11 protein-coding genes are annotated in these 15,783 nt (G+C 60.4%); 4 read left to right on the top strand and 7 right to left on the bottom strand.

Translation table 11 applies throughout. From position 1 onward, the window contains the following. Positions 1 to 54 precede the first annotated feature (54 nt). The 3 genes from N008_RS09855 to N008_RS09845 form a co-directional block, all read right to left on the bottom strand. The gene (locus N008_RS09855; RefSeq protein ID WP_052381397.1) at positions 55 to 495 is read right to left on the bottom strand and encodes a hypothetical protein; all 441 of its coding nucleotides are present in this window, start codon (positions 493 to 495) and stop codon (positions 55 to 57) included. Positions 496 to 577: 82 nt separating this feature from the next. Beyond that, the gene (locus N008_RS09850; protein WP_044015648.1) at positions 578 to 958 is read right to left on the bottom strand and encodes a hypothetical protein; all 381 of its coding nucleotides are present in this window, start codon (positions 956 to 958) and stop codon (positions 578 to 580) included. Between the two features lie 297 nt (positions 959 to 1,255). Further along, positions 1,256 to 1,969, bottom strand: a complete 714-nt coding sequence (locus tag N008_RS09845) for a Crp/Fnr family transcriptional regulator (RefSeq protein ID WP_081910716.1) — start codon at positions 1,967 to 1,969, stop codon at positions 1,256 to 1,258. Positions 1,970 to 2,408: 439 nt separating this feature from the next. Here N008_RS09845 and N008_RS09840 point away from each other — a divergent pair, with 439 nt between their 5' ends. The 3 genes from N008_RS09840 to N008_RS09830 all read left to right on the top strand — a co-directional run bounded on the left by N008_RS09840 (position 2,409) and on the right by N008_RS09830 (position 6,933). Beyond that, a complete protein-coding gene (locus N008_RS09840; protein ID WP_044015646.1) occupies positions 2,409 to 3,341 on the top strand; it encodes an EamA family transporter in 933 nt (310 codons plus the stop codon). Between the two features lie 225 nt (positions 3,342 to 3,566). Continuing rightward, positions 3,567 to 6,401, top strand: coding sequence for an MGH1-like glycoside hydrolase domain-containing protein (locus tag N008_RS09835; protein WP_052381395.1), 2,835 nt, complete (start codon positions 3,567 to 3,569; stop codon positions 6,399 to 6,401). Between the two features lie 142 nt (positions 6,402 to 6,543). Continuing rightward, complete coding sequence (locus N008_RS09830; protein WP_052381394.1) at positions 6,544 to 6,933, top strand: group III truncated hemoglobin; 390 nt, start codon at positions 6,544 to 6,546, stop codon at positions 6,931 to 6,933. 617 nt (positions 6,934 to 7,550) lie between these two features. Here the strand turns inward: N008_RS09830 and odhB are convergent. The 3 genes from odhB to N008_RS09810 all read right to left on the bottom strand — a co-directional run bounded on the left by odhB (position 7,551) and on the right by N008_RS09810 (position 13,671). Beyond that, complete coding sequence (odhB, locus tag N008_RS09820) at positions 7,551 to 9,215, bottom strand: 2-oxoglutarate dehydrogenase complex dihydrolipoyllysine-residue succinyltransferase (RefSeq protein ID WP_044015641.1); 1,665 nt, start codon at positions 9,213 to 9,215, stop codon at positions 7,551 to 7,553. Between the two features lie 115 nt (positions 9,216 to 9,330). Beyond that, positions 9,331 to 12,180: a 2-oxoglutarate dehydrogenase E1 component gene (locus N008_RS09815; RefSeq protein ID WP_044015639.1), complete on the bottom strand. Its 2,850-nt coding sequence runs from the start codon at positions 12,178 to 12,180 to the stop codon at positions 9,331 to 9,333. A gap of 294 nt (positions 12,181 to 12,474) precedes the next feature. Then, positions 12,475 to 13,671 carry an SMP-30/gluconolactonase/LRE family protein gene (locus N008_RS09810; RefSeq protein ID WP_052381393.1) on the bottom strand — a complete coding sequence of 399 codons (1,197 nt, stop codon included), beginning with the start codon at positions 13,669 to 13,671 and terminating at the stop codon, positions 12,475 to 12,477. A gap of 446 nt (positions 13,672 to 14,117) precedes the next feature. On the opposite strand from N008_RS09810, the gene N008_RS09805 reads away from it, so the two are divergent. Beyond that, complete coding sequence (locus tag N008_RS09805) at positions 14,118 to 14,648, top strand: hypothetical protein (protein ID WP_156109188.1); 531 nt, start codon at positions 14,118 to 14,120, stop codon at positions 14,646 to 14,648. A gap of 18 nt (positions 14,649 to 14,666) precedes the next feature. Here the strand turns inward: N008_RS09805 and N008_RS09800 are convergent, their stop codons facing one another. After that, on the bottom strand, positions 14,667 to 15,713 hold the full coding sequence (locus N008_RS09800; RefSeq protein ID WP_081910715.1) for a hypothetical protein: 1,047 nt from the start codon (positions 15,711 to 15,713) through the stop codon (positions 14,667 to 14,669). Positions 15,714 to 15,783 lie beyond the last annotated feature (70 nt).

Below are 15,783 nucleotides of genomic sequence, written 5' to 3'. Positions count from 1 at the left end.
ACGCGTAAGAAGGATAAGGTGAGAAAAAACGAACGGCGCTGTCTTTCCCCTGAGCTAACCTTCGCAGGAGCGGATGACGGCGCGGGCAATGCCCAGATTGGTATCACGGCAATCGACGGCCACGTACAGGAAGCGGCCGTTGGGCAGCAGCCGCATCAGGTGCAACTGCTGGCGGAGCGTTATCAGAATTTCTTCCAGCTGTTCGTCGGCGGGCAGGCCCAGCGCCTGCAGGGCGCGCAGCTGCTGGCGCACTACTTCGGCATTGAAGGCTAGCACCTTCGGCAGCTGAAACTCGCGGGAAGTGGCGTAGGTGGCCAGCGCCTGGCCCGACTCAATGGCAACCACGGCGGCGGCCAGCAACTCGGGCAAGCCAGCCAGCACCTGCTGTAGCTGCGCGGCGGCGGCCGTGGCGGGCGGGCCAGCATCGGCGGGCACTACCTTGCCCAGGGCCGGGCCGGCCAGGGCCTGGAGGCGTTGAAGAAACGGAATCTGCATGGGAGCCGATAGAACGGGCCGGCCTCCGGTGAAGCGCCGGGGCCGCCGCCCAGCCGGGCGGCGGCACGGTGGGCTGGGTACGTTAGTTGAGCTGGTTGGCGTGGCTGCGCAGCACGTCGCGGGCAATGGCCAGGTTAGTATCGCGGGAGTTCACCACCAGATAGATAAACTTCGAGCCGTTGTCGTTCAGCCGGATCAGGTGCAGCTGGTTGGTAAGCGAGATAAGAATATCCTGAATAGACTCTCCCTGCAGCTTCAGGGCCGACATAGCCTTCTGCTTCTGCTTCACTACTTCCGTGTTGTAGGCAGCAGCGGTATCGGGGTTGAGCGACGGCGAGTTGGAGTGCGAAGCCAGGCTCATGCCCGAATTGACGTCCACTACGGCAATGGCCACCAAGCCCGGCAAATCGGTGATGACATCCTGGACTACTTTGCCTGCAGGGTTGTTGACTGAATACGCCATGGTACTAATGAGGGGAGGGGGAATAAGAAAAAAAGAAAAGCCAGCTGCCCGCCGGCCGGGTCAGCTACTATCACAAACATCCCCTATTATCTCGCTTATAAAAATGATCCTCCTTATACCTGAAAATGATTTTTGTTAAACTTTTCCCACGCCTACAAGCCTGGGAATCATTATGGGAATTTTAAAATACAATTTAACTAATTATCAATAAACTGCAATACTTCTTCTCATTTTTGCAGTACCTCCCACCTAGCCAGCTCGCCGAACGACTGTCTAAACCCATTGAAATGGCCGGCCTTAGCTATGCGGCGTGCACATTTTCTGCAGGCGCGGCAAGTCCAGAACGATGATCCGGCTGCCCTGAGTGGCAATCAGGCCTTCTTCGCGCAGCTCAGATAGCAGGCGGCTGGCCGTTTCCTTGGCCGTGCTGGTAATAGCTGCCAGGTCGTCGCGTGAAATTGGGATGCTGAACGGGCCGGGAGTTTCTGGCTGGAAGAATCGATAGAGTAGCAGCAGGGCATCGGCTAGCCGCTCGCGCACGGGCTTGTAGGCAGTATGCAGCATCTGCTGCTGGGTTTCGCTGAGCACCTCAGACAGCCGCCGCAGCAGCGCATGCGAAAACTGAGAGTTTTGCTCCAGCAGGCTATAAAAGTCGGGGCGCGGTACCAGGCAAACCACGCAGTCGGTGAGGGCTACGGCAGTGGCCTCGTAGTTGCCGCCGGTACAGAGCGGCTGAAACCCGAGTACGTCGCCTTCCTTGCGCAAACTCAGGATCTGCTCTTTGCCGTCGTGGCTGAGCTTAGACATTTTCACCCGACCCTGATGGATGCAATACAGCCCGGCCGGCCGGTTGCCCTCCTGAAAAATGATTTGGCCGCGCTGATACCGCTGCGACACTTTGCTTCCCGAAATCAAAGCCAGTTCGCTCAGCTGGCATGTTCCCAGCAACGACCGGTTTACACAACGGCAGTCCTGGCAATTATTGGGGGCAGAAGAGGATAGCAGAACCATAAGAGTATAGGTTGATGCATTGAATAGCAGTTGTCCAGTACCTGCTGGGGTGCCACTGTATGCAGCACGTTGTCGGCGCGTGGCCGTTTGCAGCCCCGGCGTACGCTATATACATCCTGGTAGCTCTTTGCTCCACGCCCAGCAGCACACCTACAAAAATACAACTATTGACCATCGAAATCAGTCATCAATTATCATTTTTGTATAACCTTAAACAGTACTGAAAAGTCATTTACGCAACTACCCCACTTCCTGTTCACGATTTACATGAACCTCTGTTTTCCACAAATAAGACAATTAATATCTTATCAACTCTGAATATAGGATTATAGGCTTGCAGGACGATTTGGGGCCTTCCTATTATGAGAACAGCCCTGCCAGAGCCAGCGTGCAGGAACCGGCAAACAGGCGTAGGTTTGTGGCCTTCTTCAGCTGCCCTATGCCTACTCGTCCCCGTCCTCTGGTTTTTGTTGCGCTACTGGCGCTGTACCTGATCTGGGGCTCCACCTACCTGGCCACGAAGGTGGCGCTGGGAGCATGGCCGCCGTTTCTGCTATCGGCCTCGCGGTTTCTGCTGGCGGGCGCGCTGCAGTACGGGGCCGTACGTCTGAGCGGGGCCGCCGCCCCCAGCCGCCAGGAGTGGGGCCGGGCGGCCGTAGTGGGCTTCTGCCTGCCGCTGTTCGGCAACGGAGCCACGGTGTTTGCGCAGCAGTACATTCCGTCGGGGACGGCGGCGCTGCTGGTGGCCACGGTACCCATGTTTCTGGTGCTGCTGGGCTGGGCCGCCGGCATTACGGCGCGGCCAACGAGCAAAGTGCTTCTGGGACTGGCCCTTGGGCTGGGTGGGCTGGGGCTGCTGATGAGCCAGCGCAGCGCGGCGCCGGTGCTGCTGCCGGGCCACCCTGGCATTGGGGTGGCGGCGGTGCTGCTGGCGGCCTTCATGTGGTCGGTGGGCTCGTTGTATTCCAAGAAGAAGCCAATTGCCGGCTCACCATTTCTGGGCGTGGGCATGCAGATGCTGTGCGGCGGCGGGTTTCTGCTGGTGGCGGGGCTGCTGCACGGCGAGGCCGCGGCCTACGACCTGAGCGCCGTTTCGACGCAGGCCTGGGGCGCGTTTGCCTACCTGGTAGTGGGTGGCTCGTTTGTGGCGTTTTCGGCCTATATCTGGCTATTGCGGGTGGTAGAGCCGGCCCTGGCGGGCACCTACGCCTTCGTGAACCCCGTGGTGGCGGTGCTGCTGGGCTGGCTGTTTGCGGGCGAAACCCTGAGCGCTGGCATGGTCGGCGGCGCGGCCCTGATTGTGGTGGCCGTGGCCCTGGTGGTGCTGGGCGGCCGGCAGCCGAAGCAGCCGGTACAGGATTCCCAGAGTTGAAACCCTAGGCTACGAAGCGGCCTTCCCCAACAAAGGCTGTTTGGCCAACGCGTAGACGCGGCACGTTACGTTTTGTCGTTGCGGAAGTTGTTGTGCGTGTGGCATCTTGCTTCGGGCCGGCTGCTCGATAACGCGACACGGAACGGCGCGTCCATACAGTGTGTAGCTGGCTGCGTACTTCGCTGCGTGCTGCATCCGCCACGGCGTTTCCCGTTACTTTCGGCTATGTCCCGACTTTCCTGCTTTACCGGCTTCCTGCTCGGCCTCGGCTTTCTTGCTGCCTGCCAGATGACCAAATCCACCTCCTCCCCTACCGCCGGCGCGCCGGCTGCGGCGCCGGCCGCGCCCGTGTGGCAATCGGCGGCCTACACCATCTACCGCGACTCGCTGGTGCAGGGCCGCTTCACGGCTCGGGCCCTGTCGCGCCGGGAGCTGACGAGCAACTACCAGAGCCCGGCCAACGCCTTCCAGAGCCCGCAGGTGAGCTTCAAGTTCAGTATCAACGGCAAGGACAACGAAATGCCGCCCGGCCAGGACCACCTGTTTCTGGCGCTGCCGGCCGCTGGGGGCGCAGCCCTCGAAACGCCGGTTATCGTGTTCGGGCAGCAGTCGGTGGACAAGCGGCCGGTGCCGGCCAACCAGTATCTGGCGCCCAACACGCCACTCACCATCCGGCTGGATTTGCGGCCCGTGCTGGCTGCCTTCCGGCAGCAGGGCTACTACACACTCTACAATGGCCAGAAGCTCTACCAGGCCGATTTCAAGCACGTCTTCGTGGCCGGCAACACCGCGCCGCTGAGCTGGGACTTCGACAACCTGATCAACAAGCCGCCACTGGAGCTGAAAGACCCCGACGGCAACGGTATCTACGAAACCACGGTGGTGCTCAACGCCCACTCCGACCAGAAAAGCACCGCCGCCCGCTGGCAGGCCACGCTCGACGTATCGGCGCTGCCACAGCTCACTTCTGATTTTCCGCTGCTCGATGCGCTGTATAATATGGCGCTGGAAGAAGCCAAGCGCGCCGTGGAGCCCGACGGCACGTTCCGCACCGGCCAGGAGTGGGCCGGCGTCTGGACCCGCGACATCAGCTACAGCATCATCCTGAGCCAGGCCCTGCTGCAGCCGGAAGCCGCCAAAACCAGTCTGCTGCGCAAGGTGACGCCCGAAGGCCGCATCATTCAGGACACCGGCACCGGCGGCGCCTACCCGGTTTCCACCGACCGGATTATCTGGGCCACGGCCGCCTGGGAAATCTACCTGGCCACCGGCGACGAAGCGTGGCTCCGGCAGGTATACCCCATCATCCGGCGCACCATCGAAGACGACGAGCAGGTGGCCTACGACCCTAACAGCCGCCAAGCCTACGTGCAGTCGTCATTGCTGAAGCCCGGCGAGGCAAGCCCGTTTAATGCGGCCAACCGCCTGACGCATCTGGTGCGCGGCGAATCGTCGTTTCTGGACTGGCGCGAGCAGACCTACCCCAAGTGGATGCAGCCCGCCGACATCTACCAGAGCGAAAATCTGGGCACCAACGCCGCGCACTACCAGGGCAACATCGTGCTGGGCATGATGGCTGAAAAGCTAGGCGAAACCGCCGTAGCGCGCGACGCACAGGCTCGCGCCGCGCGCATCAAGCAAGGTATTAACCAACACCTGTGGCTGCCTGATAAAGGCTATTACGGCCAATTCCGCTATGGCCGCGTGCATCAGCAGGTGTCGCCTAAAGCGGAGGCCCTAGGCGAGGCGCTGGCGGTGCTGTTTGGGGTGGCTGAAGGCAGCCGCGCCAGCACCGTGGTAGCCCGCACGCCCGTCATGGACTACGGCGTGCCGTGCATCTACCCGCAGATTTCGGGCATCCCGCCCTACCACAACAACGCCGTGTGGCCCTTCGTGCAGAGCTACTGGGGGCTGGCGGCGGCCAAAGTCGGCAACGAAACGGCTTTCCTGGAAAGCCTGATGGCCGTGGCCCGGCCCGCGGCGCTGTTTCTCACCAACAAGGAAAACTTCGTGGCCAGCAACGGCGACTTCGCCGGCACTCAAATCAACAGCAGCAACATGCTCTGGAGCCTCTCGGGCGCGCTGGGGCTGGTGTACAAGGGGCTGTTTGGCATGGATTTCCAGCCCAGTCAGCTTACGTTCCGGCCGTTTGTGCCGCAGGCGCTGGCGGGCACGCGCCGGCTCAGCAACTTCCGCTACCGGGGCGCCGTGCTGGATATCGAAATGACCGGTTTCGGCCAAGGCATCCAGCGGATTACGCTGGACGGCCAGCCGCTGCCCGAAGCTACTCTCCCGGCCACCCTCACCGGCGCGCACACCGTCCGGATTGAGCTGGCCAACACGCCGCCGCCGGCCTCGTCGCAGAACAAAGTGGCGCATCACGTAGCGCCGCCCACGCCCGCCGTGCGCTACGCGGCCGGCACCCTGGCGTGGCCCGCCGTGGAAGGTGCCCGCGCCTACCAGGTGCTGCGCAACGGCCAGTTTGCGGCTCGCACCACCGAAACCACCTACCCCGTGCCCGCGGGCCAGCCGTTCAGCGAGTACCAAGTGGTAGCCATCGACGCCCAGGGCTTCGAGAGCTTCGCCAGTGAGCCAGTGGTACCGGAGGCGGTCCGCTACACGCAGGTGGTGGAAATTGAGGCGGCCGCGCTTCGGGTGGAGAGAGTCCACAAGGACCATGTTGGGGAAGGCTACACTGGCAATGGTTTCGTTATTGTCAGTAAAGACCTGAATCGCCGCCTTGTAGTGCCGGTATCAGTGCCAACGGCGGGCGTCTACGCGCTTAATTTCCGCTACGCCAACGGCAACGGCCCCATCAACACCAGCAACAAGTGCGCGATTCGCACGTTGCGCCTCGGGACGCAATTGCTGGGCACGGTGGTACTACCGCAGCGTGGCGTGGATGAGTGGTCGGACTGGGGCTACTCCAACCCCCTTGTGGTGCGGCTGCCCCGTGGCAAGTCGGTACTAACCCTGGCCCTGGACCCGGCCAACGAGAATATGAATGGCGCCGTGAACGAAGCAATTTTGGACCAGTTGCGCCTGATTCGCGTGCAATAATGTCCCAGATGGGGAGAAAATATCCTATAAATAGAACATAAGAAGGAAAAGATAAAATTTTCTCCGTTACATAGCGAATGCCACGTAACCTGCGTAAATTCGCTACGTAGTTGGAAGCCCACCCTGTCATCCTCCTTTGTCTATGCAAACCTCTGCCCCGCTCCACGACATTCAGACCGAAGGCGACATCAAGACGCTCGTTGACACGCTGTGCCACAAGGCTACGCAGGACACGCTGCTTGGTGCCAGCTTTGGAGCCGCTGCCCGCATTCACTGGCCCCACTACCTCACGTCGCAGTACCGCTACTGGAGTAGCACGCTGCTGGGGCAGGGCGCTGCCGAAGGCGAGCCGCTGCCAGAGCAAGTAGCGCTGCCACGCAGCGGGGCCCACGTAGAGCACTGGCTGAACCTATTTTCTTCCACCGTAGAAGAGTATTTCACCGGTTCCAAGGCCGAAGAAGCCAAGCAGCTGGCCCGCCAGATGGCCACCCGCCTCAGCGCCTCCCGCACCCGCGAGTTGCCGGTCGACTAAATTTTTCATTACCGTTTCCCCTCTTTAAAAAGGCCCCTCGGATTCTGATTCGAGGGGCCTTTTTCTTGTTACCGCAAGTAGCAGCTTGCTACTTGAGTCTCTTATGCAAGAAGTGAGCTTGCATGTATTCTACCAGCTTATCGAAACCCCTATACTCCAGACTTTGAAGGTATACACGGTCACCGTGCTTAAAGTCAAAATGTAGGCCTCGGCCCATACTTCCTCCCCCTGGAATAGTAACTACCCACCACCCGACCAGAGCATTCATCGACTGTCGGCTCAGGACTTTTGCTGGTAGCTGTTCCAACAAAAACTCCTGGCTAGTGACCGTAACTCTATGGCATTTGAGCGTAGACAAATAGTATCGTGGTGGCACAACACCAACAAGAAGCACGATAAGTATCCAGCCCCAGGTTTGGCTGTTTTTCTGCCCAACCTCTGCATTAACCAAAATAACGAAACAGATGATCAGACTTGCCGCCATACATAGGTAGCAACCCAGCTTAGTAATCGTATTGTCGGACTCAAGCTGAATAGACTGTTGCTTCATAGTTGGCAAAATAAAAGCCGTGCCTCCACATTAGAGGCACGGCTTTCAAAAGTATGATTCCTGACGATTACACGCCCAGCAGCAGACGGGTTGGGTCTTCGAGCAGCTCTTTCACGCGCACCAGGAACGACACCGACTCGCGGCCGTCGATGATGCGGTGGTCGTAGCTCAGGGCGAGGTACATCATGGGGCGAATCACCACCTGGCCGTTTTCGGCAATGGGGCGCTGCACGATGTTGTGCATACCCAGAATGGCCGACTGCGGGGCGTTGATGATGGGGGTGCTCATCATAGAGCCAAACACGCCGCCGTTGGTGATGGTGAACGTACCGCCGGTCATCTGCTCGATGGTGAGCTTGTTGTCGCGGGCCAGCGTGGCGAGGCGCACGATTTCCTTCTCGATGCCATCAAACGACAGCTCCTCAGCGTTCCGGATTACCGGTACCACCAGCCCTTTAGGGGCCGATACAGCAATGCTGATGTCGCAGAAGTCGTTGTACACGATGTCGGTGCCATCAATCTGGGCATTCACGGCGGGCCACTCTTTCAGGGCCACGCACACGGCCTTGGTGAAGAACGACATGAAGCCGAGGCCTACCGAGTGCTTCTCCTTGAACTTGTCCTTGAACTTGTTGCGCAGGTCCATGATGGGCTGCATGTTCACCTCGTTGAAGGTGGTGAGCATGGCCGTCTCATTCTTCACCGACACCAGGCGGCGGGCAACCGTCTTGCGCAGGTTGCTCATCCGCTCACGGCGCTGCGTTCTGTTGCCAGTTGCGGGTTGCGAGTTGCCGGTGGCAGGAGCAGCGGCAGCAGCGGGCTTGGCGGGAGCAGTGGCCGGAGCCGGTGCGGCAGGCTTAGCCTGGGCGTTCTGGGCATCTTCTTTGGTGATGCGACCATCCCGGCCCGAGCCCTGCACGTCGGCGGGGTTGATGCCTTTTTCGCCGAGGATTTTGCCGGCTGCCGGCGAAGGCGTGCCGGTAGCGTAGCTGGTGGTTGCCGAAGCCGCCGGAGCCGCAGCGGCCGGAGCAGACTGGGCAGCGGCTGGTGCAGCGGCGGGAGCCGAAGCCGGAGCAGCACCGCTGCCGCCTTCGATGCGGGCAATGGTCGCACCGATGCCGATGGTTTCGCCTTCCTTGGCGGCGTGGCGCAGGATGCCGGTGCCTTCAGCGGGAAGCTCAAATGTGGCCTTATCCGATTCCAACTCGGCAATGATTTCGTCGCGCTGCACCTGGGCGCCGTCTTCCTTCAGCCACTTGGCCACCGTCACTTCCGTGATGCTTTCGCCCACGGCCGGAATCGTCATTTCCACAGTAGCACCACCGCCGTTGCCGGCGGGAGCAGCTGCCGGAGCGGCGGCACCGCCGGCGGGCTGGCCACCGTAGCCGGCCTGGTCGCTGGCGGTGGGGTTCTGCTCGCCCTGGCTTACCGGGTCGGCAGCGGGAGCGGCGGGGGCGCTGGCAGCCGGAGCAGCAGCGGCCGGCGTGGCTGCCGAACCAGCACCGTCGATTTCGGCAATGGTGGTGCCGATACCGATGGTTTCGCCCTCGGCAACGCGGATTTTCAGCACGCCGTCGGCCTCGGCGGGCAGCTCGAACGTGGCTTTGTCGGATTCCAGCTCGGCCAGAATCTCGTCGCGCTTCACGGTGTCACCGTCGGCTTTCAGCCACTTGGCAATGGTTACTTCGGTGATGGACTCGCCGACGGCGGGGATTTTAATTTCCAGACCCATAAGTGGGAGTTTTGAAGGGTTTCGGGTGGGTGTAGCGCGAACTTTGTAGTTCGCGGCTCCTGAACTATCAGTGAAAGAACGTAGCGACACGCGAACTACAAAGTTCGCGCTACTGCTAGTCCTGCTTCTTGGCTACTTCGGCGGTGGCTTTGATGTTGTCGTCGGCCACGGCTTCCTTGGGCTTGTCGAAGGCGCGGGCCACGAGGTCCTTCTGCTCCTTCACGTGCACCTTGTTGTAGCCGGTAGCCGGCGAGGCCGAGGGCTTGCGCGAAATCACATCTTCCAGCTCGCGGCGCATAAAGCGCAGCAGGTAGTTCCAGTAGCCCATGTTCTCGGGCTCTTCCTGCACCCAGTACAGCTTGGCTTTGGGGTACTTGGCCAGCTCGGCGTCGAGCTGCTTCTTGGGGAAGGGGTGCAACTGCTCGAGGCGCACAATAGCCACGTCGGTGCGGCCCGACTGCTGCTGCTCGTCCAGCAAATCGAAGTACACTTTGCCCGAGCACAGCAGCACGCGCTTCACCTTCTTGGCGTCAGCGTACACGTCGCCGAGCACCTCGCGGAAGTGGCCGGAGGTGAACTCCTCCACCGGCGACACGCACAGCGGGTGGCGCAGCATCGACTTCGGCGACATCACCACCAGCGGCTTGCGGAACTCCCAGGTCAGCTGCCGGCGCAGCGCGTGGAAGAAGTTGGCCGGCGTGGTCATGTTGGCCACGATGATGTTGTTCTCTGCGGCCAGCTGCAGGAACCGCTCGGGGCGGGCGTTGGAGTGCTCGGGGCCCTGGCCTTCGTAGCCGTGGGGCAGCTGCAGCACCACGCCGTTCATGCGCTGCCACTTGCTTTCCGACGACACGATGAACTGGTCAATCATGGTCTGGGCACCGTTGGCGAAGTCGCCGAACTGGGCTTCCCAGATTACCAGGGCCGTGGGGTTGGCCATGGCGTAGCCGAATTCGAAGCCCAGCACCGCGTACTCGCTCAGCAGCGAGTTGTAGATGCTCAGCTTCTCCTGGCCTTCGCCAATGTAGTTGAGCGAGTTGTACGGGGCCGAGGTTTCGGCGTCGTGCAGTACGGCGTGGCGGTGCGAGAACGTGCCGCGCTGCACGTCCTGGCCGCTCACGCGCACAATGTGCTTCTCGTCGAGCAAGGAGCCGTAGGCCAGCAGCTCGCCGGCGGCCCAGTTCAGCATGCGCGTCTCGAAGAACATCTTCTTGCGCTCCTCCATCAGCTTTTCAATCTGCTTCAGGGGGCGGAAGCCTTCGGGCAGCGTAGTCAGGGCCTTGCCAACTTTGGCCACCACTTCCTCGCTGATGCCCGTTTCCGGCGACTTCTCGAAGTCCTCGGGCTTGCTGCGGCGCAGGGTGCGCCACTCGTTTTCGAGGGGCTGGTAGTTGTAGGGCAGCGGCTTCTGCTTCACCATGTCCAGGCGGGCCTGCAGGGTGTCGCGGAACTCCTTGTCCATCTGCTGGGCCAGCTGCGCGTCCACGTCGCCGCGCTGCACCAGCATGGCGTTGTACACCTCGCGGGGGTTCTGGTGCTTGCTGATGAGGTTATAGAGGGTGGGCTGGGTGAACTTGGGCTCGTCCGACTCGTTATGGCCGTGGCGGCGGTAGCACACCATATCAATGAAGATATCGGCGTGGAACTGCTGGCGGTACTCGGTGGCGAGGCGCACGGCAAACACCACGGCTTCGGGGTCGTCGCCGTTCACGTGCAGCACCGGCGCATCGATAATTTTGGCGAGGTCGGTGCTGTAAATTGAAGAGCGGGCGTCCTCGAAATCGGTGGTGAAGCCCACCTGGTTGTTAATCACGAAGTGCAGCGTGCCACCGGTGCGGTAGCCTTCCAGCAACGACATCTGGGTCAGCTCGTAACCGATGCCCTGGCCGGCCAAAGCCGCGTCGCCGTGGATGAGGATGGGCAGAATCTGGTGGTAGTCGCCGCCATACTGGTGCTCAATCTTGGCGCGCACGAAGCCTTCCACCACGGGGTTCACCGCCTCCAGGTGCGAGGGGTTGGGGGCCAGCTTCAGGTTCACCTTCTGGCCGCCCTCAGCTTCCACCTCCGACGAGTAGCCCATGTGGTACTTCACGTCGCCGTCGCCCATGGTCAGGTCAGGTACGGCAGTTCCCTCGAATTCCGAGAAAATCTGCTCGTAGGTTTTGCCCATTATGTTGGCCAGCACGTTCAGACGGCCGCGGTGGGCCATGCCAATCATCACTTCCTGTACGCCCAGCTCCGAAGCCTTATTAATAATAGCGTCGAGGGCCGGAATGGTCGATTCGCCACCTTCCAGCGAGAAGCGCTTCTGGCCCAGGAACTTCGTATGCAGGAAGTTCTCGAACACTACAGCCTCATTCAGCTTTTTGAGGATGCGCTTCTTGTACTCCACGCCGGGGTTGAAGCTCAGCGAGTCCTTCTCCACTTTCTCACGGAACCAGTCGAGCACCTGCGGGTCGCGGATGTACATGTACTCGAAGCCGATGGTGCGGGTGTACACCTTCTGCAAGGCAGCCACAATCTCGCGCAGCGTGGCTTCCGAGCCCAGGCCCAGCACTTCACCGTTCTTGAATTTGGTATCGAGGTCGGCGTCGCTCAGGCCGAAGTCGGCAATGCTGAGGCGGGCCTTACGGTCCTTCCGCTCGCGCACCGGGTTGGTTTTGGCCACCAAGTGGCCGCGGCTGCGGTAGGCGTGAATCAGGTTGCGTACCTGCGTTTCCTTGTCGGCGGCCACCGTGTCCACGGCCCGAACGGCGCCGGCCTGGTTGGTGCTGGCCGAGGTGGTCAGCACGCCTTCGCCATCGGCCTGCGGCATCCCGTCCTCGGGGTACTGCTGGGCGAAGTCGAAGCCTTCAAAGAATTTCTGCCAGCTCGCATCCACCGACTGCGGGTCGGCCTTGTAAGACTGGTACAGGTTGTCGAGGTAGTCGCCGTGGGCGTTGGCGATATAAGAGTTGGCGTCCATGCGGTGGGAGCTGGTGGTGTCAGGGGGTAAAGGTAAATAGCCTGATCAGGAAGTAAAAACTGATATGCGCATGTGCAAATAAACCTGTTAATCAACTAGATAATTCCACCTGCGTTTCTTTCACAGGTACCGATGTCCAATCTATCAAATAAATACAAAAGCCGCCCCCGTTGAATAGGAACGGCTTTCGGTGAAGTAGTAGCGCGAACTTTGCAGTTCGCGCCCCCGCGCCGTTGAAATCGGTCCGACGGCACGGGGGCGCGAACTACAAGGTTCGCGCTACTGCCTGTGGTGCTATTTCAGGGCCATCTTAAAGATGTAATAGGGCTGATCCTGCTTACCGATACCCTTGTTCCAGGTGGGAGTCTTGTGGATGGCCGAGGTGGTTACGTAGAGGGTTTTGCCGTCGCCGGAGAAGGCAAACGTGTCGGGCCATTCCAGGCGCGGGTCCTGCACCACCGTTTCGATTTTGCCGGCCGGCGTGCGGCGCTTGATGGAATGGTCCTCAAAGGCACTCAGGTAAAGGTTGTTCTGGGCATCGATTTCCATGCCGTCGGAGGCGGGCACTTTGCCTAAGTCCTCAATTTGGGCAGCCAGTTGGGCATCGGTGAGGGCAGGGTTGCGCAGGGCTTCCGTTTTGATGCGGAACAGGGTGTAGCTGGTCAGCGGCTTCCAGTACAGGTACTGCATATCCTGGCTCAGGGCAATGCCGTCGGCGTTGAACTGGGCACGCTTGCCGGTGGGGTCGAGCAGTTCTTTGCCGTCGGCCTTGATGTTGAGCGTGGTGTCGCCCATCATGGTGGAGTGGCCCGCCAGCAGCTTGCGCGCCTTGCCCGATTTCAGATCCACCACCACCAGACTCCCCACCCCCGACTCGGTGATGTAGGCGTATTGATTCTGAGTATCAATGCGCACATCGTTGAGGTAGGATTTGCGCGAGGCCACACTTTCCGGGATGCTGATATTCTGCACCACCTTGTCGGTTTTGGGGTCAATCTTCACCAGCTTGGGGCCGCCGGGTACGGTGCCTTTGATGCCGGGCGAGGCCGGATCGAGCACCCACAGCATCCCCGTTTTATCGGCGTGCACGCTCTGGGGACAGATCCAGTGCTTCTGGGGCTCGTTTTTCACGGTTTCATTCCAGGCGCACCAGTCAGCGTCGGGGTAGCCTTTCACCGAGCCGTCGGGCATTACCTCCGCAATGGGGTTCACGGGGTTGTTGTCCCAGCGGGGGAAGTCGGCAAACACGCGGCCATCAGGCAGCACGGCCACGCCCACCATCTGCGGCTCCCGGAACTGGGCCACCACCTGCAAAGGCGAATTGGCTGGTGCTACGGGCGCGGCCGTCTGGGTGGAATCTGTAGTAGTAGCCGTGCCACTGGCATCGGTAGCGGGCGTGGAGGGCGAGGAGCACGCGGCGAGTGAGGCACCAGCCAGCAGACCGGCTGCCAGCTTAGAACTCAGGCCGAACTGGCGGAAAAGAATGGACATAGGGAGTAGTGGTTGGGACGAACAAAACAAATCAGCAGCAAAAAAGCCGTTCCGATTCCATACGCGGCCTTGCCTGAAGAGTTCCTGCTTTGCCTACAACCCTACGCCGTTCGCCATCGTATTGGCCGGTCCTGAACAAGTAATAGCCGCGCCGGTTATACTAAACAAGTTAGCAACCGGTAAAAAACCCAGTCTAAAAAAAAGTAGTACCTTTGAGCCCTTCAAAAGGACAATATTTTACAAGTGCAATTGATTATAATTTTTATCTATATTTAAACCATAAAACGTCTTTCACTTGCCTGTTTACGGCTTTCTGAAGCCGCTACACATACGCTAAAGAGTGTTTTCAGGCTGCTAACGCAGATGGCGCACTTACCCACTAGCCGAGTCGGGCCGGCTGTCCATTCTCTCCGGACAATAAGCGAGAGTCCACGAACCCAAACGTCATGTCCCTTGCCTTATTCCTATTAACCCTACTCTTTCCACCCCGCACCCTCACTGACTCGGCTCTTGCGCTGCCATCCACTGTTGCCAGCATCAGCCCCCGTCCGGTACAGCTCGTAGTACCGGTGACGCCCATGCGGCGGCCCACTGCTCCTCCTCGCACATTGTCGTACAGCGTTACGGCAACCACTTACTGGCCCGAAGTGGGCCAGACCGATGATGCCCCGATGGAAACCGCCGATGGCTCCATCATTCCGGCTCGTCATTCTAGCAAAACCCGCTGGCTCGCCGTATCCCGCGACCTGCTCAAAAACTGGGGCGGTCCTTTCAACTACGGCGACAAAGTCCGCGTCAGCGGTATTTCCTCTGCCCTAGATGGCGTTTACATCATTCATGACACCATGAACCGCCGCCACCGCCATTGCGTGGACGTGCTTGTGAATGAGCGTGAATGCAAAACAGGGCTTGAAGGCCGCTGGCCCAACATCAAACTCAGCAAATTTGTGTTTGAGCCTTCATGGCAGGCTAGCTAGCTGCCTGCTTATTCCGCTTTAAATTCCCTTTCCGTTTTCGGTCTGCGGGCCCTGGAAGTGTTCCAGTTGCCGGGGCTGCCCGTCTGCATCGTAAAGCAGGCTGAGCGGCTGCGCCGGATCGGCCAGAATCTGCGTGAGCGGAATCTGCCAGGGCTTCCACATTTCCAGCAACGACTGCGCGTAGCCGCTGTTTTCCCAGGGGTTGAACACGGCGCCCGTTACGTCATCAATCAGGGTATCCATTACCAGCGTGGTGTCGCCGGGGTGCACGGCGCGCGGGTAGTAGTCGGGCACTACATTGAGCAGGTAGGCCCCGTAGTACACGCGTGCCTTAAATTCGGCCACCTGCGCGGGGTGCAGCGGCCGTTGGGCATCCTCGTACACACGGCGCATGGCCTGCCGGATAATGCCATTATCGACCAGACACGCCACCAGCACGGCTTCATCGAGCTTGATGCTGAACGTGAGTGTGCTCAGGTCATCGTCATAGAAGAAAGGCAGCGTGTCTTCGCGCAGGTCGGCTTCCAGCAGAAACACCGAGCCCGGCACGAAGTCGTCGTACTCCATGGGCACCCGCAGGGCCTGAAATGGCTGGAAAAAGGCTTGGAAGCGGCGGAACAGCTGGGCGTTTTCGGCCAGCGGGTATTGGGGCCGCGCCAGCGGCATCAGCTCGTTGAGCAGCTCGGTCACGAGCACGCCGTAGAACATCTTGCCCAGCCACAGGAACAAGGTCTGCTCGTCGAGCTCGCGCAGGCCCTGCAGCCCTTGGGCGGCAGCCTGCTGCACGCGGGCTTCCAGCGGCTCTACGTGCTGGGTGCGGCATTGGGGGCAGCAAGCAATCTGCAACTCCTGGTAGCGCACGATGCTCATATCGAGCAGCTTGATCTGGCGCTCGTGCAGGTTGTAGCGGGTCATCAGCCACTCGGCAAACACAGGCACTACATCCTGCCCGGGCACGGTGGGCGTACCACACAGAAAACAATGCTTCTGGCTGAACTGCATCCCCGTGAACGGGTCGTAGAGGGCCAGGGGCGGAAGAGACGGGTAAGCAGAACCAGATTCCATATAGACGTAAGCGGCGAAGAAGCGCAAAAGTACGCCGCAGATGCCGGCCTGCCGCTACCGCCCCTCACCC

It is taken from the genome of Hymenobacter sp. APR13 (genome assembly GCF_000737515.1).
Classification (GTDB): Bacteria; Bacteroidota; Bacteroidia; order Cytophagales; family Hymenobacteraceae; genus Hymenobacter.
The sequence above is the reverse complement of the archived record's forward strand: the minus strand, read 5'-3'. Positions and strand labels throughout refer to the sequence as shown.